General features: G+C 57.3%; 21 protein-coding genes. 10 read left to right on the top strand and 11 right to left on the bottom strand.

Features of this window, described 5'->3' with window-relative positions; all coding sequences use genetic code 11:
• Positions 1-3 precede the first annotated feature (3 nt).
• Positions 4-1,878 (top strand): cobaltochelatase CobT-related protein, encoded by a 1,875-nt coding sequence (locus JN414_RS07560; RefSeq protein WP_202207367.1) that lies wholly within the window; start codon positions 4-6, stop codon positions 1,876-1,878.
• On the opposite strand, the gene JN414_RS07555 is transcribed toward JN414_RS07560, so the two are convergent.
• Together JN414_RS07555 and JN414_RS07550 are read right to left on the bottom strand one after the other, a co-directional pair.
• Positions 1,847-3,259 (bottom strand): pyridoxal-dependent decarboxylase, encoded by a 1,413-nt coding sequence (locus JN414_RS07555; protein ID WP_202207366.1) that lies wholly within the window; start codon positions 3,257-3,259, stop codon positions 1,847-1,849. The two genes, JN414_RS07560 and JN414_RS07555, sit on opposite strands and share 32 nt — an antisense overlap.
• Before the next feature lie 75 nt (positions 3,260-3,334).
• Positions 3,335-4,153, bottom strand: a complete 819-nt coding sequence (locus tag JN414_RS07550) for a DUF1217 domain-containing protein (protein WP_046901455.1) — start codon at positions 4,151-4,153, stop codon at positions 3,335-3,337.
• 110 nt (positions 4,154-4,263) lie between these two features.
• Here JN414_RS07550 and JN414_RS07545 point away from each other — a divergent pair, with 110 nt between their 5' ends.
• Positions 4,264-5,136, top strand: coding sequence for a DUF2125 domain-containing protein (locus tag JN414_RS07545; RefSeq protein ID WP_202207365.1), 873 nt, complete (start codon positions 4,264-4,266; stop codon positions 5,134-5,136).
• 27 nt (positions 5,137-5,163) lie between these two features.
• Here JN414_RS07545 and mfd read toward each other — a convergent pair whose 3' ends face one another.
• A complete protein-coding gene (mfd, locus tag JN414_RS07540; protein ID WP_202207364.1) occupies positions 5,164-8,664 on the bottom strand; it encodes a transcription-repair coupling factor in 3,501 nt (1,166 codons plus the stop codon).
• A 72-nt stretch (positions 8,665-8,736) separates the two neighbouring features.
• Between mfd and recG the strand changes: the two genes are divergently transcribed.
• Positions 8,737-10,839, top strand: coding sequence for an ATP-dependent DNA helicase RecG (recG, locus tag JN414_RS07535; protein WP_202207363.1), 2,103 nt, complete (start codon positions 8,737-8,739; stop codon positions 10,837-10,839).
• 95 nt (positions 10,840-10,934) lie between these two features.
• On the top strand, positions 10,935-12,611 hold the full coding sequence (locus JN414_RS07530; RefSeq protein WP_202207362.1) for a GGDEF domain-containing phosphodiesterase: 1,677 nt from the start codon (positions 10,935-10,937) through the stop codon (positions 12,609-12,611).
• Positions 12,612-12,677: 66 nt separating this feature from the next.
• Here the strand turns inward: JN414_RS07530 and JN414_RS07525 are convergent, their stop codons facing one another.
• A complete protein-coding gene (locus tag JN414_RS07525) occupies positions 12,678-13,682 on the bottom strand; it encodes a lipid A deacylase LpxR family protein (RefSeq protein WP_202207361.1) in 1,005 nt (334 codons plus the stop codon).
• Positions 13,683-13,969: 287 nt separating this feature from the next.
• Here JN414_RS07525 and JN414_RS17190 point away from each other — a divergent pair, with 287 nt between their 5' ends.
• The gene (locus tag JN414_RS17190) at positions 13,970-14,719 is read left to right on the top strand and encodes a cold-shock protein (protein WP_202207360.1); all 750 of its coding nucleotides are present in this window, start codon (positions 13,970-13,972) and stop codon (positions 14,717-14,719) included.
• Positions 14,720-14,840: 121 nt separating this feature from the next.
• Here JN414_RS17190 and smpB read toward each other — a convergent pair whose 3' ends face one another.
• From smpB to JN414_RS07500, 4 genes are read right to left on the bottom strand one after another with little or no spacing between them, the layout of a single operon-like run.
• Complete coding sequence (gene smpB / locus JN414_RS07515; protein ID WP_202207359.1) at positions 14,841-15,335, bottom strand: SsrA-binding protein SmpB; 495 nt, start codon at positions 15,333-15,335, stop codon at positions 14,841-14,843.
• A gap of 8 nt (positions 15,336-15,343) precedes the next feature.
• Positions 15,344-16,294 carry a 4-hydroxy-tetrahydrodipicolinate synthase gene (dapA, locus tag JN414_RS07510; protein ID WP_202207358.1) on the bottom strand — a complete coding sequence of 317 codons (951 nt, stop codon included), beginning with the start codon at positions 16,292-16,294 and terminating at the stop codon, positions 15,344-15,346.
• A complete protein-coding gene (locus JN414_RS07505; protein WP_202207357.1) occupies positions 16,291-17,127 on the bottom strand; it encodes a prephenate dehydratase in 837 nt (278 codons plus the stop codon). Before JN414_RS07505 ends, dapA begins: the two co-directional genes overlap by 4 nt.
• Positions 17,127-17,852, bottom strand: a complete 726-nt coding sequence (locus JN414_RS07500; RefSeq protein WP_202207356.1) for a 3-deoxy-manno-octulosonate cytidylyltransferase — start codon at positions 17,850-17,852, stop codon at positions 17,127-17,129. Before JN414_RS07500 ends, JN414_RS07505 begins: the two co-directional genes overlap by 1 nt.
• Before the next feature lie 74 nt (positions 17,853-17,926).
• Between JN414_RS07500 and JN414_RS07495 the strand changes: the two genes are divergently transcribed.
• The 3 genes from JN414_RS07495 to JN414_RS07485 all read left to right on the top strand — a co-directional run bounded on the left by JN414_RS07495 (position 17,927) and on the right by JN414_RS07485 (position 21,600).
• The gene (locus tag JN414_RS07495) at positions 17,927-18,733 is read left to right on the top strand and encodes an inositol monophosphatase family protein (RefSeq protein ID WP_202207355.1); all 807 of its coding nucleotides are present in this window, start codon (positions 17,927-17,929) and stop codon (positions 18,731-18,733) included.
• An 80-nt stretch (positions 18,734-18,813) separates the two neighbouring features.
• A complete protein-coding gene (gene serA, locus JN414_RS07490; RefSeq protein WP_202207354.1) occupies positions 18,814-20,061 on the top strand; it encodes a phosphoglycerate dehydrogenase in 1,248 nt (415 codons plus the stop codon).
• 36 nt (positions 20,062-20,097) lie between these two features.
• A complete protein-coding gene (locus tag JN414_RS07485; RefSeq protein ID WP_202207353.1) occupies positions 20,098-21,600 on the top strand; it encodes a YifB family Mg chelatase-like AAA ATPase in 1,503 nt (500 codons plus the stop codon).
• Here the strand turns inward: JN414_RS07485 and JN414_RS07480 are convergent.
• Genes JN414_RS07480 through JN414_RS07470 form a run of 3 tightly spaced genes read right to left on the bottom strand, consistent with a single transcriptional unit; the run spans position 21,580 to position 23,840 of the window.
• Positions 21,580-21,789, bottom strand: a complete 210-nt coding sequence (locus JN414_RS07480; protein WP_202207352.1) for a hypothetical protein — start codon at positions 21,787-21,789, stop codon at positions 21,580-21,582. The two genes, JN414_RS07485 and JN414_RS07480, sit on opposite strands and share 21 nt — an antisense overlap.
• A complete protein-coding gene (gene metC, locus JN414_RS07475; RefSeq protein WP_202207351.1) occupies positions 21,789-23,006 on the bottom strand; it encodes a cystathionine beta-lyase in 1,218 nt (405 codons plus the stop codon). Before metC ends, JN414_RS07480 begins: the two co-directional genes overlap by 1 nt.
• A 3-nt stretch (positions 23,007-23,009) precedes the next feature.
• Positions 23,010-23,840: a sulfurtransferase gene (locus JN414_RS07470; RefSeq protein ID WP_202207601.1), complete on the bottom strand. Its 831-nt coding sequence runs from the start codon at positions 23,838-23,840 to the stop codon at positions 23,010-23,012.
• A gap of 111 nt (positions 23,841-23,951) precedes the next feature.
• Between JN414_RS07470 and JN414_RS07465 the strand changes: the two genes are divergently transcribed.
• Together JN414_RS07465 and JN414_RS07460 are read left to right on the top strand one after the other, a co-directional pair.
• Complete coding sequence (locus JN414_RS07465; RefSeq protein WP_202207350.1) at positions 23,952-25,028, top strand: AI-2E family transporter; 1,077 nt, start codon at positions 23,952-23,954, stop codon at positions 25,026-25,028.
• A complete protein-coding gene (locus JN414_RS07460; protein ID WP_202207349.1) occupies positions 25,025-25,651 on the top strand; it encodes an endonuclease/exonuclease/phosphatase family protein in 627 nt (208 codons plus the stop codon). The genes JN414_RS07465 and JN414_RS07460 overlap by 4 nt, the downstream gene beginning before the upstream one ends.

The following is a 25,651-nucleotide window of genomic DNA, read 5'->3' as shown; positions in this document are numbered from 1 at the left end:
ACCTTGTCCGCGCCCAAGAACTCCCCTCCTGACGAAAACCGTCAGGAAGGTTTCCGCCGCGCCACAATCGCAACCCTTCGCGCCATGGGCGGCACGCCTGAACAGAGCGTGGATTTCCAGGGTGCGGTTGTTGGTAACAGGCTGCCCGCCCCGCCGGCACCTGATGCCGTGCAACTGCCCTACCTGTCCCGCAGCATGCACGACCGCGAAATTCAGAAAATTCGCGGAGCGGCCGATGCTGCGGCGCTGAAGCTGCGCTACCACAAGAGTGGCCTGAATGCGCAGTTTCCAGAGCCGCAAGCTCAGGAGGCGTTCAACGTCCTCGAACAGGCGCGCTGTGAAGTTTATGGCTCCCGCCATATGGCCGGCGTTCGTGCCAATCTTGACCAGCGTGTCATCCAGCAGTGCGCCGAGGCGGGCTGTAACCGCATGGCGACCAAGGAGGAAATGCCTGCCTCCATGGCTCTGAGCCTGCTAGCTCGAGAGGCCATGTCGGGGGAGCATACCCCTTCGCAGGCCGGCCCGGCGCTGGAAGCCTGGCGCGCCTCTCTCTCTCCGTCAGCCAAAAACGCACTGGCGGAAATGGCTGTCACGCAATCTGACCAGAAAGCCTTCGCACGCGCGATCACACATCTGCTCGGTGCCTGCCAGCTTACAGAACTTCCAGAGGAAATCGAACAACAGGCCCCTTCAGACGATCTATCTGAAGACGAACAACCTTCCGAAGACGAAGCGGCCGTCCCGCAGGAAGATCAGCAGACACCTGCAGGCGATGACCCTGATGAGGAAGATGGTTATCAGCCAGAGAGCGGTGAAAGCGGAATAACAGGCGAAACAGAGACGTCTTCCGACGCCCTCGATTCCCCTGAGACAGGTTCGGAAGAAGCTGCCGGCCCGTCTGACCAGTCAGGCGAAGGCACGGCCATCGGCGGCGGCTCAACCTATAAAGCTTACACCACACGGTTCGATGAAGAAGTTGGGGCTGCTGACCTCTGTGACCCCGACGAACTGGACCGGCTACGCCAACAGCTCGACCAGCAGCTTGTTCAACTTCAGGGCCTGATTTCCCGTCTTGCGCATCGTCTGCAACGGCGGCTCATGGCTCAGCAACAACGCCGCTGGGAGTTCGAGCAGGAAGAGGGCATCATCGATGCCGGGCGCCTCTCCCGCGTCGTCACAAACCCAACCATGCCGCTCTCGTACAAGTATGAGTGCGAAATGGAGTTCCGCGACACGGTCGTCACACTCCTAATCGACAACTCAGGCTCAATGCGTGGTCGCCCAATTGGAACTGCTGCAATATGCGGCGACATTCTCGCCCGCACGTTGGAGCGCTGCGGCGTGAAAGTCGAAGTTCTGGGCTTCACGACGCGCCAATGGAAAGGTGGTCAGAGCCGGGAGCAATGGGTGAAAAATGGCCGCCCTCCCGAGCCGGGGCGGCTGAATGACCTGCGTCACATCATCTACAAAGATGCAGATACACCCTGGCGCCGGGCCCGGAAGAACCTTGGCCTCATGCTGCGTGATGGTCTCCTCAAAGAGAACATTGATGGCGAATCGCTGCTTTGGGCCTGGAAGCGCCTGAAACGGCGTCCGGAACACCGTCATATTCTCATGGTGATTTCAGATGGTGCGCCTGTGGATGACAGTACGTTCTCTGCCAATCCGCACAACTATCTTGAAAACCATCTGCGTGAGGTCATCAAGCGGATCGAAAGCGATCGGAACACGGAGCTTTTGGCCATCGGCATCGGCCATGACGTCACGCGTTACTATCGACACAGCGTAACCATCAGTTCCGCCGAAGACCTCGGCGGCACCATGATGGCTCAATTGAGTGAGCTGTTTACCCCCGCCGGTCAGCGGCGAGTGCGATAACAGCATCCAGCATACGGTCGGTATCGACGGTCGTGGTGCGGTGATTAACGATCGCCGCCCTCACCGCCAACCGACCGTTGATCCGAGTTGTGGATGGGGCCGCCACACCGCTTTCATGCAAATCCTGTACCAGCTCGGAAACATCCTGATCTGACAGGCCCTCTATTCCGAAGCAGACAATATTCAGCGTTACTGGCGCGAGTAGAACGAGTCCGGGCGTAGCCTGCACGCGCCGCGCAAGATGCTGTGCAACGTCACAACATTCTTCCACCATCTGCCCCATACGCTGTGAGCCATAATGGCCCAGCGTCATCCAGACTTTGAGCGCCCGAAACCCGCGGGAAAGATCTGGCCCGAAATCACAGAACCAGGGCGCGCCACTCGCAAGTCCTCTGGCTTCACGCGTGAGATAGTCGAGCGACTGAGCAAACGCGGCCGCATGAAGTTCACGATTCCTCACGAGAACGCAGCCCGCGTCGTAGGGAACTTGTGCCCATTTATGAAAATCGAATGCCAGACTGTCAGCCTTTTCAATGCCGGAAAGCTGCGCCTTCAAACGTGACGACAAACAGGCCAGCGCCCCAAAAGCTGCATCCACATGAAACCAGAGGCCGTTCTCCCGTGCGATAGCCTCGATCCCCTGAAGATCATCAATAGCCCCGCAATCCACTGTTCCGGCCGTTCCGGCTACCATGAAGGGCACCAACCCGCTCTGTCGGTCTTCGGTGATCATCTGGCGCAGGGCCGCAAGATCCATCCTATGATCACCCGTCACCGGAACACGGCGCAAAGCCTCGCTTCCGAAACCAGCAAGATCAAAGGCACGAGGCAGACACCCGTGGGCCGTTGTCGCGGCATATCCAACCATTCTGCTCTGCCCAACACCATGCCGTCGCAATGACGGATCACGCGCCCGACTGGCCGTAATGATGCTGATGAAGTTGGCCATGGACGAGCCCGTCACGAGACAACCCGACCCATCTTCCGGCATTCCAACCATGGAGAGAGCCCAGCGAATAACTTCACGCTCGACTTCATTTGCAGCATGACTGCGGCCACCACAATTGGCGTTCATGCCGCCCGCCAGCATTTCTGCCAGCATCCCGACAGGTGTTCCGGCGCCATGCACCCAGCCCATAAAACCCGGATGAGTATTACCATTGCCATAGGGAATAACGAGCTCAGTGAAACGCTCATGCAGTTCCTCCAGAGAGGTCCCTTCGGCAGGAAAGCCCGTTCTCAGCTCATCTCTGGCTGCCTGCGGCATAGGACGCCAGACCGGGCCTTCCCCGACATGTTCCATACGATCAAACAGAGCATCCAGCATCTGATGACCCATGGCACGAATGCCGCTCCAGTCTTCAGGGTCCAGTCCCGCCATGAAGAGAGATCCTTTTCGCTGCCACGTTTCCCTAGCCGCGATACAGGCCTCCTCTCAGGATGTCACGCAACCGGATCAGAGAAGTGCGGAATACAGCGATGACGAGGAACTGCTACTGCTTCCTGTAAAAAGGGACAGAATACCGTCCGATGTCCCTCCACTTCCATAAAGTGTGAGCATACTGGCAGGCGTCGTGGATGCTTCAGGGCTGATTTGCAGAAGCGCCAGATATTGTTCAGCAAACCGCTGCACACCTTGGGAAGTACTAAGACGTGAAAGATCCAGCTTGTTCCCCAGCAGTCGAACCTGTTGGTCGTAATCCAGTGCGCCAAACTGGGTTGTATCGAACCCACACACTTTTTCCGCCACCTTCAACAGTTTCGGATCTGCCATGATGCTGGAAAGCTTCATGTCTGACGTGACGGTTCGGGTAAAATAAAGAGCATCCCCAAGGCCCGGCGTCTCGTCCTGAACGCTGCTTTCATACCCATTCGTCAGGTAATTCTGGGCGATTTTAGACAAGGTGTCTTCTGACGAGAGGGGAGACGTCGACCAGTCTGAAAACGCGGTCGCAAACGCTTTCCAGGACGCATTCCCGCTTCTCTGTGCCAACGACTTGGAAGACGTAGGGTCCTGCGTCATGAGTTGCTTAAGGACGGCCGTCTGATCAATATTGGAAGACATGTTATAGGCGCCAAGAACGACCTTCAGCGCCTTGTAGTTCTTCAGAAGCTGATCAGGCGTCGTGATGGAAGAAGCCTCAGCTTTAAACGCCGTCAATGCCTGCTGCGAAGATGAACTGGTCTTTTCCCATCGGTTCACGGAGGCCTGTTCGTCTTTCACGATGGACAGGTATTGCGGCACCGCTGGCATGGCGGAAATGGACGAAGACATGCACACTCACCCGCAAGGAAGGATTATGGGGAACCATTGTCTCTCCATAATCCTAAGAGAGTCTTAACAGTCTTTCTGTCTGAGAGATCAGACACCACAGCATTGAGGGCATGATGTCTTTTAAAACCCTTTTCGTAACAGCATTAGCAACGGCTCTGCCTTCCTTCGCGTCATCTGCTCTCGCAGACACGCTTCCGAACATTCCTGCGTCCTGCTTCACCTATTCCCTGAGCGGCCATCAGGCTGTCGCCCACGGCTTTTCAGCATCAGGCCTGCACGCCACCCTGACAGGAACCGGCATCGGCCTCGATATCGGGCCTATCACCCTGAAAGACCCCAAAGGCGCAGTCACGGAAGCCAAACTGGAACAGTTCAATGCAACGGCCGCTTATGCAGCCCTGAGCGCTTTCCGTGGCGGTATTAGCCCGGCCTGTCAGGGGCAGGATGCCACCATTACAGTCCACAACATCCATGAAGGAACGCCAGAAGCCTCATGGAGCAGCGTAAAACTGTCCCGCCCTGGTCACACAATGACCATCCAGCACGCGACGATCAACGCAGTCCAGACCAGCCCTGAGCTCCGCATCAAGGTCAATGGAACAGGCATTCACGACTCGAAACAGCCACTTATTCCGTCGTCCCTGTCCGCCGATCTGTCCGTAAGCGGCCTCTCCGGCTCCTCACAGCAGATCACGATCAACGCCCTGCATGCCATTTCCGGAAGCAGCACTGTTGATGGCACAGGAACCATTCAGATCGGCTCGTCAGCCGCAACATCGACCGCAGACACCCATGTCAGCATCACCAATGTTGCACAGTTGATCGAGGCAATTCGCCAGACAGCCCCGACCAAAGTGGTCACCGCCCTTACCATTGCCCGCCTGATGGGACGCCAGAGCGGCGACACCACCACATGGGATATTGCCCTTCAGGGCGGCGTAGCGACGGTCAACCGTATTCCGCTCCCTATCGCCGTTCCCTGAGTGCCACTGCGGAAGCTGGAAAAACGCTTAGTCGGCGTCTTCCAGTTTCCGCACGAGTTTGCACAGAACGGTCGTTACTTTCTTCGCAAAACCAATGCGGGTAGCGTTCGTCATTTCGCGAATAATAGCCAGCTTCTGATCGGGGCGGATCTTCACGCCCGAATCCTTCTTACGAGTCGCCCAATCGATCAGCCCGGCGGGGTTCTGGAACCGGTTCTTGCGGAACTGAAGCACCATCCCCTTCGGCCCGGCTTCCAGACGCTCCACACCAGCCTCACGGCACAGACGCTTGATGAGCACGACGTCCAGAAGATTCCCCACCTCTGGCGGCAATGATCCAAACCGGTCCACAAGTTCAGCGCGCATGGCCTCGACTTCCGCTTCTCCGGTCAAGGATGCAATACGCCGATATAGCCCCAGCCGAACCGGCAGATCAGGCACATAAGTGTCTGGAATCAGCACAGGCAATCCGAGGATAATATTCGGCGTCCAGCTGTCTTCTTCCTCCGCCTTCCGACCGCGTTCGCGACGCAGATCCAGAACGGCATCTTCCAGCATCTGCTGATACAGCTCGATCCCGACCTCCTTGATATGCCCGGACTGCTCATCGCCCAGCAGATTTCCCGCACCCCGAAGATCCAGATCGTGCGACGCCAATGTGAAGCCAGCACCAAGTGAGTCGAGCGTCTGCATAATTTCCAGACGTTTTTCAGAAGCGGCCGACAATGGGTTCGTCTGCGGCCAGGTTAGATAGGCATAGCCACGCTGCTTGCCTCGCCCCACACGCCCGCGCAGCTGATAAAGTTGCCCGAGGCCAAACATATCTGCCCGATGAATAATAATCGTATTCACGCTGGGCATATCGAGACCACTCTCCACGATATTGGTGGAAAGCAGGATGTCATATTTGCCGTCGGCAAATTCGGTCATGACGCGTTCCAGTTCAGTCGGCGTCAAACGTCCATGCGCCTGAACGACCTTCGCATCCGGAACAATCTCGGCCAAGCGCTCTGCCATCCGGTCCAGATCAGCGAGTCGCGGCAACACACAGAACACCTGCCCACCGCGGAAACGCTCACGCTGAATCGCTTCGCGGATCATGACGCTGTCAAACGGCGTAATAAACGTGCGAACTGCGAGACGATCCGTCGGCGGCGTCGCAATCAGGCTCATTTCCCGCACACCGGACAGGGACAGCTGGAGCGTACGTGGCAGCGGCGTGGCTGACAGTGTCAGGACATGCACGTCTTCCCGCAGAGCCTTGAGCTTTTCCTTGTGAGAGACACCGAAATGCTGCTCTTCATCAATGATCAGCAGGCCCAGACGTTCGAAAGAGACCGTCTTGGCCAGAAGGGCATGCGTCCCGATGACGATATCCAGACGGCCGTCCGCCATCTCTTCGCGGACTTTTGTCGCTTCCTTGGGTGTCACCATGCGTGACAGTTGTCCGATCCGAACCGGCAGACCTTCGAATCGCGCCACAAAGCCACGGTAATGCTGACGAGCCAGAAGCGTTGTCGGAACAACAACAGCCACCTGCATTCCTGAGAGCGCGGCAACAAAAGCCGCACGCAAGGCAACTTCGGTTTTTCCAAAGCCGACGTCTCCACACACCAGCCGGTCCATTGGGCGACCGGAGCTCATATCCTCTAGAACATCAGCGATCGCACGAGACTGATCTTCCGTCTCCACGAACGGGAAACGGGCGCAGAACTCGTCCCACAGCCCCTCTGCCGGCGCGAGCGTCGGAGCTTCACGCAATGCACGCGCAGCAGCCGTCCGAATCAGTTCACCCGCCATGATGCGGATGCGCGATTTCATCTTGGCCTTACGGGCCTGCCAGGCCGTACCGCCGAGCTTGTCGAGCTGGACGCTGGCTTGCTCCGAACCAAAACGGCTCAGGAGTTCGATGTTCTCTACCGGCAGAAGAAGACGCTGCTCTCCATCATACAGAATGGAAAGATAGTCATGCGCAACCAGCCCTTCGCGGATGGTCTCAAGCCCGACATAGCGTCCAATCCCGTATTCCTGATGAACAACGAGGTCCCCTTCGGAAATCTCGCCCACCTGAGAAATGAACTGTTCACCACGCTTCTTGCGACGAGGCGGCCGGGAAATACGCTCTCCCAGAAGGTCCTGTTCAGACACAAAACACAGACGATCTGAAACGAACCCACGCTCTAGCCCGAGAACGAGCAGACCAACTGTCCCTCGGGACATGCCTGCTGCGGACGGCCAGTCGTCATAACTTTCAACGCCGACGCCATGTTCCTGAAGCAGATGGGCGATCCGCTCCCGCGAGCCACGGCTCCAGGCCGTAACATACGTGCGGCGCCCGGACTGCGCCCACTCTTCAACCTGCTTGCCAAACGCTTCAAAAACACCCTCGCGAGACCCGTCCTTGGCCCGGGCAAAAAGCGGTCCGGGACGGCTTCCGGCTTCTACGCCTTCTCCCAGATCCGGCTTGCCAAATGCGTTCAGCAAAACAGATGGCGCCCTGGAGAGCATGGCATTCCAGCCATGCTGGTCCAGATAGAGACGATGCGGCGGAAGCGCCCGATACGGCATCTCGCCGTCTCGAACAGGAACACGACGCGCCTCATAGTGGTCGGCGATCATGTCCAGACGGGCTTTCAGAATCTCCGGTGCATGGCTGTCGAAGCTGATTGCAACGTCTGGCAGATAATCCAGCAGCGTTTCCATCTGGTGGCCATCGCCATCATGGAAAAGCGGCAGATAGTGCTCCAGACCCGGATAACGCCGCCCATCAGAGACGTTCTCATAAAGCGTGTCCGATGCAGCTGATGGCCCAAACGTATCACGCCATCCCGTGCGGAAAAGACTGATACTCTCCGGACTGAGAGAAAATTCCGAGACAGGCCGCAGCTCGAAACGCGCAAGCTTTTCCGTTGAGCGCTGAGTAGCGATGTCAAAGGCACGGATATTTTCGACTTCATCGCCAAAAAGGTCGAGGCGGATCGGGTCTGGTGCACCGGCTGGGAAAAGATCGAAAATGCCGCCCCGCGCCGCGAACTCACCCGCTTCCATGACCGTATCAGTCCGCGTGTAGCCATTGGCGACGAGAACCTCGATCAGGAGAGACTGATCGAGCATTTCACCCGTAGCCACACTGATGGACTGGCCTTTGAAAGCCGATCGTGGCGGAACGCGCTGCAACAGACTGTGCACGGTCGTCAGAACGATCCGGCGGGCTTTCGTCGGCTCCAGCAGACGACACAATGTTCCAACACGCTCAGCAACAAGGGCAGCATTGGGAGAGACACGATCGTAAGGCAGGCAGTCCCACGCGGGCAGGCGCAGAACTTCAACTTCCGGCATCAGATACGCCAGCATGTCCATCAGAGCCGCAACAGCAGCGTCGTCCCGCGCAACATGCAGAAACGGCCCTTCATGCTCTGCCAGCCGCTGGCGAAGCAGCAGCGCCACACTCCCGTCCGGGACACCCCAGACGGTCGGACCAAAGGATGTGAGGGGCATTTCACGGCTCATGGTTTCGTTTTGTTCCATCCTGCTCTTGCCCTATACCTGCCGTTCCAGACCCTGCCATACCAAGAAAAGCCCCGGGGAGCGCCCGTTGCAATGCAGTCCGAACAGCCCTCTCCAGATTTTCTTGCTCCACTCTTCGCACCACTGACGTCCCTGCCCGGAATCGGGCCAAGACATGCAAGTCTGCTGGAAAAGATCGCAGGGGGACGGCGCGTCCTGGACCTGCTGTTCACCCTTCCCGAGCGAATTGTTGACCGTCGTATTCTGCGCACAGTTGCCGCAGGACACAATCTCGCACCCGGAGAAATCCTGACAGCGCGTGTCCGTGTCCTCTCAATCCGCAAGGCTGCACGCCCCGGCCAACCCTCCATCATTCGCACAGAAGACGACACGGGAAGGCTGGATCTGGTTTTTTTCCAGCAGAAAAATATGCCTGCCCCCACCGTAGGGGCAGAGCTTCTTGTCTCGGGCAAGACCAGCCGGTTCCAGGGTGAGTTGACGATGCCCCAGCCGGATCATGTCACAACATGGGAAAAGCGTGATAGCTTTCCCAGACTTGAACCCGTCTGGCCCCTGACGGCGGGCCTGTTTCCCTACACAGTGCGCAAAGCCATGCGCGCGGCCCTGACGCTTCTGCCCGATTTTCCCGAATGGCAGGACCACGCCCTTGTCCAAAAGCGCCGCTGGCCAGCTTTTACACAGGCGCTGCATATCCTGCAGGCCCCGGAGAGTATTCCTGCTCATGTCGAATGGGCGCCAGTGCGAGAGCGCGCACTTTCCCGTCTTGCTGCGGATGAACTTCTCGCTGACCAGCTCTGTTTTGGACTGGCTCGCCTTAAAGCACGCAGCCGGATAGGCCGCAGCATGCCGGGCACGGGCGCACTCCAGACAGAGCTAAATCGTCGGTTTGGGCATAAGCCAACGTCGGCCCAGTCTTCAGCTATCATTGAAATCCGTCAGGACATGGCGGCCTCTGCTCCGATGATGCGTCTGCTGCAAGGAGACGTGGGCGCCGGCAAAACATTTGTCGCGATGAATGCCATGCTTCAAGCCGTGGAATCAGGTGCCCAGGCGGCCCTCATGGCGCCAACAGAAATTCTGGCACGTCAACATTTCGAGACGGTTTCCCGCCTTTGTCCCACCCAATGCGTTTATCTGAGCGGGACGATCAAAGGCGCAGCACGCCGCGAGACATTGGCGGCCATTGCCGATGGAACTGCGCGCATCATCGTCGGAACTCACGCCCTGTTTCAGGAAGGCGTGACGTTTGCGGACCTTGGACTGGCCGTCATTGACGAGCAGCACCGTTTTGGCGTGAAGCAACGGATGAATCTGAGCGCCAAGGGACAGGCAACAGATATTCTGGTCATGACCGCCACCCCTATTCCGCGAACGCTTCAGCTCATGGAATGGGGAGAAATGAGCGTAAGCCGCCTGGATTCCAAACCAGCAGGCAGGCAACCCATTCGCACGACCCTGCATAACATGGACGCCATGCCAGACATTCTGGCGGCCATATCTCGTGCCGTCGCTGACGGGGTTCAGGTTTTCTGGGTTTGCCCCCTCATTGAAAATAGCGAAACACAATCCGCAGCGGCAGCAGAAGAACGTTGGGCCATGCTGGGAGAACGCTTCCCCAACATCGTAGGGCTGGCCCACGGCAAGCAGGACATAGTTATTCGACAGGCTGCCCTCGAAGCATTCCGACGAGGTGAAACACGCATCCTGGTTGCCACAACCGTGATTGAAGTTGGTGTGGATATCCCTAACGCCTCCGTCATGGTGATCGAACAGGCAGAACGTTTTGGTCTGGCCCAGCTCCACCAGCTCCGAGGTCGCGTAGGTCGTGGATCAAAAAAATCCTTCTGCCTGCTACTGCATGATGGACTGGCAACACCAACCGCCGTCAGGCGACTTACACTTTTACGAGACACTAACGATGGATTTATGATTGCTGACGAGGATTACCGAATCCGAGGTGGAGGCGACCTTGCCGGGGACCGTCAGTCAGGCCTTCCGGGCTTCCGACTAGCCCAAGGAGCAAGAATTTCACTCCTTTTGACTGCAATGCAGCAAGATAGTGAGCGAGAACTGATGCGTAATCCATCTTTAAAAGGTTCTCGGGGCGAAGCATTGAGAATTATGCTAACGCTCTTTGACCGCTCCGAGCCCGACCGCCTTTTGATTTCTGGTTAAAGGACCTTTAAGAAAGAATTGTTAATCTGTCTTCCGAGAAGGAACTTTATCGTTCTTTGACGGTTTTACGACTTATCCATAATCGGGTTTACAGTATGTTCTCAACTGGTGACGATCAGCACGCAGCTTCTTTCCTGAAAGGGACGTCGTCCGCCAGTTACCTGCCTCTGCTCAGACTGGCGCGCTCCTTAACCGGCGCCTCCTCAGCGGGAATAATCGCCCTTTCAAAGCAGGCCTTACCGCTTGAAATTGCTTATGTCGGCGCTCCCCTCACCGATACGCTGGGTAATTTTCCTTTCGCTGAACTCTCTGCAACCCCCTCATCACAGACCTTCCAAGTCTCACAAGGGCTAACCGTTGCAGGGATCAGTATCGGCAGCGCGCATCGCCACATGCGAACGGCAACTTCTCTTTTTCTCCTGATTGCCGGTGAAACGACTGAGCTTTCAGGCCAGAAGACTTTGGACGCGCTTGAGGATCTCGCAAGCCTGACACGGAACCCGATTTACAACACAGGTTCTGTCCTGCCGAACCGCATGCAAAGCATGGAATCTGTGCAGTGGTACATCGAGCAGACTGCGACCCTGACAAGGCGGGCGAAGTTTGGATTAATACGTTTCAATCTCGATCACCTGTCTTTCATTAATGAACGTTACGGCTGGGACGTTGCCGACATCATTCTCGAAGAGATCATTCGGAGAATTGAAAAGCTTCTGCCGCAAGGCGCATTCCTTGGCGGCATGGGCGGCGGCAACTTTATCGTGCTGACGCCACCTGGCTATACGCAGGTAACAACACGATCATTAATGACATCCATCCTTCGGATTTCTGAAACTCCCGTTGCTCTTGCCAATTCCTCTTTGCCATTTTCTTTATCCGTTGGATGGGGAATGTTCCCGGAAGATGGGAATACGGTCGATGATCTTCTCACGAGCGCCAAGGCTGCACTCATGGAAGCCCAACGCCTCGGCGGTGGCCATGAAAGGCGCGCGGACGAAGAAACAACGCGGATGCATATCCTGTCCTCCAGCCTGGAACAGGATCTGGCCGTTGCCGTAGAACAGAACGGCCTGTTCCTGAACTGGATGCCGGTCGTTGACACAGCATCCCAGCAGATCGTAGCTCATGAAGCTCTTCTGCGGTGGACCAGACCGGGTTACGGCGAAGTCCCGCCCGCACTCTTCATTCGTTGCGCCGAAGAAGCAGGCCTTGTTGAGATGCTGGATAGCTGGAGTCTCAGAACAGCTTGCATGGCGGCGGCAAAATGGGATGTTCCTCACAGGGTCTGCGTCAATATCTCACCGGTCTGGCTGGTCAGCGAGCGCCTCTCAAAACTGGTCAAGGAAATCCTACAGGAGAGCGGCCTCGCCCCTGAACGCCTGCAGATTGAAATGTCCGAACCTCGCTTCTTCGGGCCGGAAGACATCACATTCCGTGAGTTGTCACGTGTCCGCGCGCTCGGTGTCAGACTTGCGCTTGATGATTTTGGCTCCGGCTTTTCATCTCTGGAGCGTCTACGCTTCTATCCCTTGGATCAGATCAAACTTGATCGCAGGTTTATCAACAGCCTTGGGGAAAATAATCGCGCGAACGAAGTCATGTGCGCGATTCTCGCACTTGCACGCGCCTTGAACATCACGACGTGTGCCAAAGGTGTAGAGACTGAATCCCAGATGGCCTTTTTAGACGCCTATGGGTGCGAAGAGGTTCAAGGATATCTCCTTGGCTCCCCGGTCGGAGATCAGGCTAAACCTGCGTCGCAATCCACTTAAGAAAAAAGCCCGTCCCGCTTTCTGCGGTCGGGCTTTTTAGTGTGGGCGTTACCCTAGAGTCTGGTCTTAGAATTTGACGGAGAGCTTGAGCGACCCGTAGTTGAACAGGCCAGCTTTCTGAGACTTGAACTGAGCCGTCTGCCAGTTCTGGCTATAGGAGAGACGCATGCCGTGCCACATGACGGCAACGCCGGCGTGAATTTCGCCAACATCCCAGACTTTCTCAACATGCGGCGAGTTGGGGCGCACTGTGTTGCCCTGCAACGACGCATCATACCCGACAGCCTGACCCTCTACGCCGCCATAAAAATACCAGGCAACAGGGCGCGTTCCACGGAAAGCATCCGTACCATCCAGCCCCGGCCCGATCGTGGAGTTGCCAAAGTCACTATCCAGCCCCTGACCGATGCGGAAGGTTGCAGCAGCGTCTGCATATGTCCGATAGTCACCTGCCGCTCCGGAAACCGCAGGCAGGACATCCATTCCGATGCCATAAACCTTGGCAACTGGCAGACGCCAGATTCGACCAGCCTGAATCTGCATGACCGGCTGATTCGCAAGCTGATGCTTCCAGCCTTTGTTCGGTGTATCGCTGATCAGGTTATGGAACCCGTTCTGCACCTGACGTCCCAGGCCTGCGGGGCCCATGACACCGAACTGGATTCCCATAACCGTACGGGACAGATCCGTATCGTTAATAAGATTGACCGTTCCGAGCATCAGGCCTGTGTAAGGGCGATCACCCTGCGGCGGCTGCGCCATCTGCGTTTCCCGCGGCGTAAAAATCAACTGCTGCAAACCGATGCTGATGCGCTGCATCCCATTTCCCATCAGGAAATGATTCAGATTCGCAATCGGCTCAGGAAGATTGTCGGTTCCTGACGTCCAGTTAATGCGCAGGCCAGATGTATAATACTGATCTGACGTCCCTTTTAGAGTAGAGACGGCATCATTCTCGCCCTGAATCGTCCAGGTGCCGTAAGGATCCTGCAAAGGCGTTGCCATGGCAGTCGAAGATGCCAGTGCGAGTAGGGCACAGGCCCCGAAGGAAAGAGTCAGTCGGGTCTGCATGGGCACCTCTGCATCTCGCGTACGATCAGGGTAATGACGCTATTAATTTGTGTCTTTATGTCATTACTGGGCATCAAAGCAAAGCCTTCGGAGCCCCTTGGTGGACTGAGACAATCTTAAAATCCGCGCGAGTTGGGCACTTCTCGCACTTTCGTTGTGGCAGTGCGGGAAAAAACCATGCTAGTGATTCCCTCAGAGGAAGGCCTGAGGCTTTTCTCACCTTTTTGAAATACGTCATGGCAGGGGATAGAAGCCCTCCGTGGCACCCCAGTCTCGGGATTAGACCGTTGAGAAACAACAGAACCGACCGCAGCTTTAACTCACCTCGCCGCGGCGGGTTTGACGGGGACTATTCGTCCCAGCCATCCTATGGTGACCGTGGCGGCTTCGGCGGCGGCGATCGTGGCGGCTTCGGCGGCGGCGATCGCGGCGGCTTCGGTGGCGGCGGTGGTGGTGGCTTCGGCGCACCTCGTCGCGGCGCAGGCAGCAGCTTCGTTACCGCTTCCGGCCCAGAAATCAGCTCCCGCGTTAAGTGGTTCAACACCGAAAAGGGTTTCGGTTTCGTTGAACTGGCTGACGGCTCGGGCGATGTCTTCCTGCACGCCAACGCTCTTGGCAACGCTGGCGTAAGCAGTGTCAACCCGGGTGCAACCGTGGTTGTTCGCATTGGCCAGGGTCCGAAGGGTCGCCAGGTTGCTGAAGTCATTTCCGTTGACGAAAGCACAGCTGAAGCTCCTCGCCCGCGCGCCCAGTTCGGTGCAGCTCCGCAGCCACGCTTCGGTGGCCCGTCAGCACGTCCGGGCCGTCCGGCTCCTGACCTGTCCGACGCACAGGACATCCGCGGCACCGTGAAGTGGTACAATGCCACCAAGGGCTTCGGCTTCATCACGCCTGACTCCGGCGGCAAGGACATCTTCGTCCACGCTTCCGCTCTCGAGCGTTCACAGCTCCCGACTCTCGACGAAGGCCAGGCGATTAACGTCAAGGTTGTTCAGGGTCAGAAGGGTCCGGAAGCTGCTGCAATCAACATCGATTGATTCGGTTGCTTCGGCATCTCGCTGAGCTTTAAGAAAAGCCGCTGTGGATTTTTCCACAGCGGCTTTTTTAATGGCTGTTTTTAAGAGTGTTCGTTTCCAAGCGGTTTCGACCCACCGGAAATTAGTAGTCCTTACCCTTGTTTCGGATCAGACGAGCCTTGTCACGTTGCCAGTCTCGCTCAGCGATTGCGTGTCGCTTGTCTTCTTTCTTCCGCCCCTGCCCCAAGCCAATCGTCACTTTTGCGACTCCGCGAGCATTGAAGTGAATATCCAGTGGCACAAGTGATGCGCCCGCACGCGTCACAGCGGACAGATAGTGCGCCACCTGTTTGCGGTGCAGCAGCAATTTGCGAGGTGCTCTGGGCTCAAAGCGGGAAAGGACACCCCCTTGATATTCCGGAATGTAGGAATTGAAGAGCCAGATTTCTCCATCACGTTCGGCGGCATAAGCCTCGGTAATGGTCGAACGTCCTAAGCGGAGGCTTTTGACCTCCGGTCCTTTTAGAACGATTCCTGCCTCTACGGTTTCCAGAATCGTATAATCGAACCGGCCTTTACGGTTCTGAGCGACGATCCCGTGAGAGATCATCCCGCTCTTCTCTTTTTTTCCGGCCATTAAAAATTTCAGTCCAATAGATCGAGAGATCGTAAAGCTGCATCGATAGCCTTGCGCGTTGCCTCCTGAGGCTCCACGAGCGGAAGGCGCAGCGTTGCATTGCATAGACCCAGCCGAGACATAGCGTATTTCACCGGCCCAGGGTTGCTCTCCATGAACATGGCATCATGCAGTGGAGAGAGACGATCCTGAATTTCGATCGCATCTTCGATTCGCCCTTCCTGCCAGGCACTATGCATTTCTGCGCACAACACAGGGACAACATTTGACGTTACACCAATGCAGCCATCGCCACCTGTCGCAAGAAACGACACGACGGTGTTGTCGTCGCCGGAAAGCTGGTTGAACGGCTTCTTCACATTCCGCCGCACAGCAATGGGGCGCGCCAGATTGGCTGTGGCGTCTTTCACCCCAGCAATATTGGGATGCTGAGCGAGGCGTCCCAATGTCTCCGGCGTGAGATCCACTACAGACCGACCCGGAATGCAGTATACGTGAATCGGAAGTGGCGTCGCGTCGGCGATCGTCATGAAATGGCGATACAGGCCTTCCTGGGTGGGCTTGTTATAATACGGAACTACAACCAACAGACTGCTCGCGCCCACAGAGTGAGCATGGCGTGCCATCTGCACAGCTTCAGATGTACTGTTTGAGCCAGCCCCGGCCATGACAGGAACGCGACCGTTCGATGTCTCAACGCAGTGCGCAATGATGCGGCCATGTTCCTCGTGCGACAGCGTGGGGCTCTCACCTGTGGTTCCTGCGGGCACAAGGCCACTGGTGCCAGCTTCAATCTGGCGCTCAATAAGCTTTGTCGCCACCTCGAAATCAATACGGCCATCCGTATCCATCGGAGTGATCAGAGCCGTCAGCGACCCCTGATACATGCCCGTCTCCACCATTGTCTCGCCTCTGCTCATCATGCGTTCCATCCTGCTCTTCCGATCCGCCAGCGTCATGCGCTGGAACGAGCAAGACTGCGTGGGTATGCACCCAGAATCTTCAAATTATCGCTGACATGCTCCAGCTCTTTCAACGCGGCAGCCAATGCGGGCTGCTCTGGATGTCCTTCAACATCCATCAGAAACTGCGTCGCCGCGAACGAGCCGTTCAGCATGTAACTTTCAATTCGCGTCATATTAATACCATGCCGCGAGAATCCACCCAATGCCGCGTAAAGCGCACCAGGTTTGTTGCCGACTCTCATCAGAAGAGTCGTTAATGTGTCGCCTCGAGCGGGGTCCGGGAAACTCGGGACTGGCGCGACGCGATAGAAGCGCGTCGTGTTATGAGCTGCGTCTTCAACGTTACGTCTTAAAATAACGAGCCCATTGAGCTCTCCGGCGAGCGAAGAAGCAATTGCAGCATCCTCCTTCCGTCCCCATTTCGCGACCATTTCGGCAGCACCGGCCGTATCGAATTCCGGCACGGCTTCGAGATCCAGCTCGTGAATGAGTTTGCGGACCTGCCCTAGTGCAACCGGATGCGTGTGAAGGCGTCGGATGTCAGAAATTTCAGCACCCGGCACTGCCAGCAGACAGTGCTCGACACGCTGAAAATGCTCACCAACGATATGCAGTCCAGCATCCGGCAGCAGAGAATGAATGTCAGGCACACGCCCGGCGAGCGAATTTTCACAGGCCAGAAGCGCTTCATCTGCCCGACCGACATGCACGGCCTCAATCGCAGCTGCAAAACTTGCGCAGGGAAGCGTTGTCCAACCTGGTCGAGCCTCTCGGCATGCAAGGTCTGAATAGGCGCCAGGCCGCCCCTGAAAAGCAATTACCGGCATCAGACCAATCCTCTCACTCGTTCCAGATCTTCTGTTGTATCCACACCTTGAGGAGCATGTTCTATCCGGGCACACCCGATGCTCATTCCTGCTTCCAGCGCGCGCAGCTGCTCCAAACTTTCACGCCGCTCCAGAGCCGACGGTGGCAGACTGACAAAGCGCTCCAACGCATTTCGACGCCAAGCATACACGCCAACATGATGCCAATGCTGCCCCGCGCCCCATGGAATGGGCATACGCGAAAAATAGAGAGCCCGTGTCACCGTGGCCTCGCCAAAGTCGCAGGCAATCTTGACCACCTGCTCGGCGTCTCGTTCCCAGTCTGACTGAACGGGAGCGGCCAGTGTGCCGATATCACAGGATGGATTTTCCAGTGGCTCGAGCACAGCGGTCAGACTGTCCGGATCAATCAAAGGCAGGTCTCCCTGCAGATTGATCACGACGTCATAAGTTCCTGTCGGGTCGAGTTTTTGAATGGCTGCATGCACACGATCCGAACCGCTCGCCAATGACGAGTCGGTCAGGACACCCTGAACGCCTTCCAGTCCACTAATGGCATCGAGAATGTCCTGATCGCCCGCAGCAACAACCACTGGTCCGATCTTTGCTTCCAGAGCCCGTTTCGCAACGCGGACAATCATGGGAAGACCGCCAATGTCTGCAAGGGGCTTGCGTGGGAGGCGGGTCGAGGCAAGTCTGGAGGGAATGACGATGATCGGACGCATGGCCCTTCTGATGCCGCCCGCCTGATCGGGCGTCAATCTCACACACGGCTTTCTGGCAGGAATTGAAAGAAAATATGAGCGAAACAGTTCTGGAAAAGGCGCTTTTAGTCGCCGAAGCCTGTGCAGACGCTGCCCGCGAGACAGTCATCCCCCATTTCCGCACGTCGCTACAGGCTGATGCCAAGTCTGATGACAGCCCGGTCACTGTTGCAGATCGTGCTGCTGAAAAAGTTATGCGGTCCATTCTGGAAGACGCTCTGCCAGAACACGCTATCCTGGGCGAAGAAAGCGGAATGAGCGGTCACGAAGGAGACTGGCTCTGGGTGCTGGACCCGATTGATGGAACACGCGCGTTCCTGACCGGCCGCCCAACCTTCGGAACCCTTATTTCGCTTTTTCATAAGGGTCGCCCTGTTCTTGGGTTGATTGACCAACCTCTGACGGGCGAGCGGTGGATAGGCCTTGCCGGGCAGCGGACACGCTTTGTGTCCGCCCGACTGCCCGGTCAGATTGGCACACGCGTATGCCCGGTTCTTGGGCAGGCGGAACTGTCCTGCACATCCCCGGAAATCATGACGCCCGATCACGCACCACGCTTTGCCAACCTCCAGAAGCAGGTCCGGCGGACATCATGGGGCGGAGACTGTTACGCGTACGGACTACTGGCGCTTGGGCAGATCGATGTGATCGCCGAATGCACCATGAACCCATGGGACTGGGGTGCACTTGTTCCGGTCATTGAAGGTGCAGGTGGCAGCATTACGGACTGGCAGGGCAAGCCTCTTACGCTCGAAAGTGATGGAACCGTTCTGGCGTGCGGCAACCCTGCCCTGCTCACAGACATCGTGAACCACCTTTCCCATCCGGGAACGATGGGCTAGGCATGACGCCCCGGTGATCATGGGCCGGGACAGGTTGGAATGAGAGCCGGAGCCTTCCGGTTCAGGACCGGGATGGAAATATGGAAACGCACTTCTCTCTCCCCAAGAATAAGATCCGCATCCTCCTGCTTGAAGGCATCCATGAGAGTGCTGTCGAGCATTTTAATGTGCAGGGTTATGCAGAGGTTACGCGTCTGAAAGGCGCTCTTGAAGGCGATGCCCTCAAGGAAGCACTGCAAGGCGTGCATATGGTGGGTATTCGCAGCCGGACGCAGTTGACGCGCGAAGTCATTGAATCCGCTGATCGCCTGATGGCCATCGGCTGCTTCTGCATCGGGACAAATCAGGTCGATCTGACCGCCGCCCGCATGGCCGGTATTCCGGTCTTCAACGCGCCTTACAGCAACACGCGCTCCGTCGCCGAACTGGTGATGGGTGAAGTGGTCATGCTGATGCGCCGCATTCCGTCCCGTTCTGAACAGTGCCACCAAGGTGGCTGGGACAAATCCGCCATTAATGCGTGGGAAGTCCGTGGTAAGACGCTCGGTATCGTCGGTTACGGTTCCATCGGTTCACAGCTTTCCGTTCTGGCCGAAGCCTTTGGCATGCGCGTCCTGTATTATGACATCATGCCCCGCCTCCCGCACGGCAACGCCGTTGCAGTCGCGACGCTCAAGGACCTTCTTGCCAAGTCCGATATCGTCACGCTGCACGTTCCCCAGACACCGGATACAGACCTCCTGATCGGAGAAGCCGAGATCCGGGCCATGAAGCCCAACTCGATTCTTCTCAACAACGCCCGCGGCAGTGTCGTTGACCTTGAAGCTCTGGCCGCAGCCCTCAAGGACGGCCATCTCATGGGTGCTGGCGTGGACGTGTTCCCAGTGGAGCCCAAAGTTGCAGGAGAGCGCTTCGTTTCACCGCTTCAGGGCCTGGAGAACGTTATTCTCACCCCGCATATCGGCGGCTCCACCATGGAAGCACAGGAGCGGATTGGCGTTGAAGTCGCCCGCAAGCTTGTGGACTACTCTGACGTGGGCTCCACCATCGGTGCCGTGAATTTTCCAAGCGTACAGCTTCCGGAGCGGCCACGTGGCACGCGCTTCATGCACGTTCATGCCAACCGTCCCGGCATCATGCGCCAGATCAACGAGCTGTTCGCGGCCGAGAACTGCAACGTGACAGCGCAGTATCTTCAGACGGACGGTGAAGTTGGTTACGTCGTTGTGGAAGCCGAATCTGCTGGACCGGACATGGACCAGCACCTTCTGGATGGCCTGCGCGCCCTTGATGGAACGCTTCGTGCGCGCCTGATTTACCAGCGTTAACCATCCAGTAACATGTTCTGGCTAAGATCTCGTTCCATGACGACATCTGGCCAGAACACTCCTACCCTTGCCCGTATCCAAAGCTTTGCCTTTGCTGGCATCGAAGCTGTTCCGGTTACGGTTGAAGTTCAGGTTTCAACAGGGCTTCCAGCGTTTCTGCTGGTCGGCATGGCGGACAAATCAGTCGGCGAAGCACGCGAGCGTGTCCGTGCTGCCCTGACAGCCATGGGCCTGGCCCTTCCTCCCAAACGTATTCTGGTCAATCTCGTCCCCGCAGACCTCGCCAAGGAAGGTGCACATTTTGACCTTCCCATCGCGCTTGGACTTTTGGTCGCCATGGGCATTCTACCGTTCGAGGCTGTCTCTGCCTATGCGGCCGTTGGGGAGCTTTCGCTGGATGGACGGATCAACCCGGTCAATGGCGTTTTGTCCGCGGCACTCGGTGCAGGGGCTCAGTCTCTAGGGCTGATCTGCCCGGCGCTGCAGGGAAGAGAGGCTCGCTGGGGCAATCCAGACCAAGACATTCTGGCGCCAGACACCCTGCTCGGCGTTGTGTCTCATGTCCGTGGCGAACAGGTTTTAACGCCTGTTCCCGCGGCAGAAGGATACACCCCGGATTATGGCCCTGACCTCGCTGACGTAAAGGGCATGGCTCTTGGGCGTCGAGCACTGGAAATTGCTGCCGCTGGCGGACATTCCGTTCTCATGAGCGGACCACCGGGTGCAGGGAAATCCATGCTGGCCTGCAGACTACCCGGTATTTTACCGGACCTCACGGCTGAGGAAATGCTGGAAACAAGCCGGATCCACAGTGTGTCAGGGCTCTTGAAAGATGGTCGCCTGACAATCCGGCCGCCGTATCGTGCGCCTCATCACAGTGCCAGTTTGCCTGCGATGGTCGGGGGCGGGGCCAAAGCACGGCCCGGCGAAGTCAGCCTTGCCCATAATGGTGTGCTTTTCTTGGATGAATTGCCCGAATTCTCGCGGTCATGTCTGGAGTCACTTCGACAACCTATCGAGACGGGATCAATTTCGATCGCCCGCGCTGCCCAGCACACAACCTACCCGGCCCGTTTTCAGTTCATCGCGGCCATGAATCCCTGCCGCTGCGGATATCTGGGAGACCCTGACCGGAGTTGTCGCAAGGCCCCTCGATGCGGAGAAGATTACAGCGCAAAGATCTCAGGTCCGATGATGGATCGCATGGATCTCTGCGTGCAGATTGACCCTCTCTCGCCCATCGAGATCAGTCGTTCGCCTCGGGGTGAAGACAGTGCAACCGTCCGTGCCCGTGTTGAAAAAGCACGCGATCGACAGATTACCCGTCAGAACGTGCGCAATGCTCAGGCCTCGCCAGACCTGTTTGTCATGGACGATGATGCGAGGTCCCTGGCTGAACAGGCTGCCGAAAAACTGCGCCTTTCAAATCGCGGCCTGACACGCCTGATGCGCGTCTCCCGAACAATTGCTGATCTGGAAGGAACGCAGCAGATCCAGCGCCACCATGTGGCAGAAGCGCTAGGGTTTCGGCGACGTTGATCCGTTCTTGCGACGCTTCAGATCCAGAAAAGATGGGATCATTGCGGCCATGATAAACAGCGTGATCCAGAAATTAATCCTCAGGAAAAACGCCGTTCCAAATAGCCAGACGCCATAAAGCAGGGTCGCAGTCATCAAAACATACCCGCAGACCATGACCCACCAGATCACCCATTCCTTGCGTGGCATTACTGATCGACCTGCCGCAAACCGTCCAAGCCCCGTGCCAGATCCGCCTTGAGATCATCTACACTCTCAAGACCGATATGCAGACGGAACGTCGCGGCCTTTGGAGCCCCAGCTTCGGTCACACGCCGAATATGGCCTGTGGTCGGCAAAACAAGGCTCTCGTAACCGCCCCATGAGGCGCCGATCCCAAACATGCTCAGACCATCAATCATGCGTTCCGCAGCTTCGACACTGATATCTGGTTGCAGTTCAACACCGAACAGACCGCAAGCCCCCGTAAAATCGCGCTTCCAGAATTCATGCCCGGGGCAGTCTTGCAGAGCGGGGTGCAGAACCCGGGCAACTTCGGGGCGCGTCTTTAGCCACTGTGCAATCTCGAGAGCCGAACGCGACTGATGCGTGAGGCGCACTCCCATGGTTCGCAGGCCACGCAAGGTGAGCCAGCAGTCATCCGGGCTTGCGCACTGACCTAACTGGATGGACGCATCCCGTAGGGTTTTCCAGTGTGTTTCATCATTAACCGTAATGGCCCCGATAATGACGTCCGAATGGCCGCCGGGATATTTCGTCAGAGCCTGAATGGACACGTCCACGCCATGCTCAAACGGCTGAAACACGCCAATGCCCCAGGTATTATCTAAAAACAGCAGTGCTTCCGCCTGATGAGCGACATCTGCCAGCATCGGCACATCCTGCACCTCGAATGTATGGCTTCCCGGACTCTCCGCCAGAATAACCCGGGTCTCGGCTCGGATCAGCGCCTCAATCTCTGCGCGTGTCGCCATGGGAGCATAATAGGTTGTGCTGATGCCCATCCGCTTGAGCATCGTATCTGCGAAACGACGCGTCGGACCATAAACCGAATCGGGAAGCAGAAGATGATCGCCCTGCCCCAGAAACGCCAGAAGCGGCGTCGTGCAGGCACTCAGGCCAGAGTTGACGACCTGCGTATGCGTTCCCCCCTCAATGAGCGACAGGAGCTTTTCCAGCTCATGCTGAACGGGCGTCCCCATGGCGCCATACACGGCCTTATGCGAATGGCTTCGACCATCCATCCGGTTCATGGCTTCAAGGCTTGGGAAAAGTACTGTCGATCCCCGTGTGACAGGAAGGTTCACAAGCGTGCCGCTCTCCCTGACGTCGGCCCGGCCACCCTGCACCAGCGTTGACGCCAGACGGTTCCAGCCAGCACTCACCTTCGTTTCAAGGTCGCTCATGTCTTATTCTTCTCCCGTCACGATTGGTGCTTGTGGATCGCTGCCCCATTCAGCCCATGACCCATCATATAACGCGCCATCTGGCAGCCCAGCGATTGCCAGACCAGCCAGGAGCGTTGCCGCCGTCAAACCCGACCCGCAACTGGTAATCACCCGCCGCCCAGCGACTGGAGCAAACAGATCTTGCAAAGACTCAACGGGCAGAAAATAACCGGCCTCATTCACAAGCTGCGTCCAGTCGAGGCTGAGAGCTCCCGGCATATGACCTCCTCGGACACCAAGGCGAGGTTCTGGCACGGACGCCGTGAAACGGGCATGGCTTCGCGCATCCAGCACGACAGTGTGCGCGTCAGCGTTCAGAATATCGGCGCTTCCAGCCAGTAACCGGTATTGTGGACGCGTCCTGTAGGACACTGGCTGTATCGGCACAGGGACAGCGTGTTCCAATGCGCCGCCCGCGATTTCCCACGCTGCCAGTCCGCCATCCAGAACCTTCACATTTTGATGCCCGAAAAGACGGGCCAACCACCACCCCCGGCAGGCTCCAACGCTTCCTTTGCCGTCATAGAAGACAAGAGGTGTCTCTTCACTCAGCCCCAGTTCACCCATGAGACGGGAGAACCGGGCTGCACCCGGCACCGTATGTGGGAGCGGACTGTCTGGATCGGCAAAAACATCAATGTCGAATCGGCGCGCATTTGGCAGGCGTCGTTCACGAAAAGCTGCGTCCAGATCGCCCTTCTGACCGGGCAGAAGAACACTGGCGTCGAGCGGAACATATGCCGTCCCAACAGAAAGGAGGTCTTTTGCGGTGATAAGGGGGGAGTTCGTCATGGATCCACCATAGGTCGAGGGATGCGCAGAACGCCAGAGCGTGGCACAGTGTCCAGTCATGAACATGCAGGTCCCAGCCTTGAAGCCCCTGACCGTCCGGAAAACCATTGCATGAAGACCGAACGGATCATTCTTGGCTTCGTCCTTGTCGGAATTGCCTATGGATGTGGAATCATCCTCTGGCCATTCCTTTCGGCTATCCTCTGGGCGGCAATCCTGACTTTTGCGAGTTGGCCCATCTATCGGTGGCTGCGACGCCATATTCGTCCGGCTCTCGCTGCACTCACTATGATGATGCTCAGCGCCGTGACCATTATCGTGCCTTTGTCCGTTCTGACATCTGCCGGAATCAGCGATATTCCAGCAACCATCGCCAGCCTGGACACGCTGCTTCTCAAAGCCGCCTCAGCTGGCCCACCCCCAGCATGGATGGGGCGCATCCCTATGGCTGGCCCACACCTGGTCGAAGGTTGGTATCATCTGACGCATGACGTCGGTGCCGCCACGGAGATGTTGCGTCCTTACTTCGGGCAGATCGCTCATTTCACGCTTGCCGTTCTTGTAAAGCTAGCCAGCGGTCTCGTTGAGCTGGTCATGGCGCTGTTCGTCGCATTCTTCCTCTGGTTGAACGGCGACGCCCTTGGCATGACCATTACGGCCCTCATCGCTCGCATTGCTGGCCCACGCGCTACACCACGGCTCATCAATGTCATTGGTCGGACCATTCGTGGTACTGTGTATGGCGTGCTCGGCACGGCCATCATTCAAGGCGTCCTGACCGGGATTGGCCTTATGATCGCAGGTGTCCCATCGCCCGTTCTCTTGGCAGGTATCGCAGCTTTCGTGGCTGTCTTTCCCATTGGCGCCCCGTTGATCTGGATTCCAGCGGCCATCTGGCTGGCCATGACCCATCACGTCGGACACGGTCTCTTTCTGGCGGCTTATGGCGTTATCGTCATTTCAGGCGCCGACCATCTGATCCGTCCGATTTTCATTTCACGAGGTGCACAACTACCCTATCTCCTGACCGTTCTGGGAGTTCTAGGTGGCGTCGTAGCCTTCGGCGGACTGGGAATTTTTCTAGGACCTGTTCTTCTGGCCATCGGCTACACCCTGACAAGTGAGTTCGCTGCTGGCCCACACATGCCCCAATCAGGCCCTCTCTATATTTCGGAGTCTCCCAAGTGACGGCATCCCTTACGTCTGGCTCACCGTTTCGCGTTCTGAGCTGGAACCTTCTGCGCTGGGATGGCGCATCGCTCGAAGACATCCTGACAGTCATTCGTGCGGAAAATCCAGACGTCGTCCTGATGCAGGAAGCTCAGGAGCCCGTCGATGTCCTGCCAGAAATCCTGGGAGGCTATTATGATCGTATCCCTCTTCCCGGACGCCCACACGGCACAGCGTGCTGGAGCCGTCTGCCTTTCACGCAGCCTCCGTCCTTCTGCCATCTACCGCGTGGCCTGGTGGTCAAGCGTACGGCGCAGATCCTCGACTTTGGAAATTTCTCTCTCGCCAACGTCCATCTGTCGCACGGTCAGATCCTGAACCGCAGGCAATTACGCAGTCTGACAGCCAACATGCACCGGCGTGCCGTCATCATGGGGGACTTCAATCTTGTTGGCCCCGTGCTCCTGCCCGGCTTTCACGATGTTGGCCCTCGTGAAAAAACACACCGCATGCTGGATCGCCTTCCTTTGCGACTGGACCGATGCCTCGTACGTGGGGTGAACCGCCTTGAGGCGAAGGCCCTGCCACGCTTTGGCTCTGATCACCGACCCATCTCGGTGACGCTGCGCCTCAATCCCTGA

This window comes from Gluconobacter sp. Gdi, from assembly GCF_014132155.1.
In the GTDB taxonomy this organism is placed as follows: Bacteria; Pseudomonadota; Alphaproteobacteria; order Acetobacterales; family Acetobacteraceae; genus Gluconobacter.
This window is presented reverse-complemented; position numbering and strand designations above follow the sequence as displayed.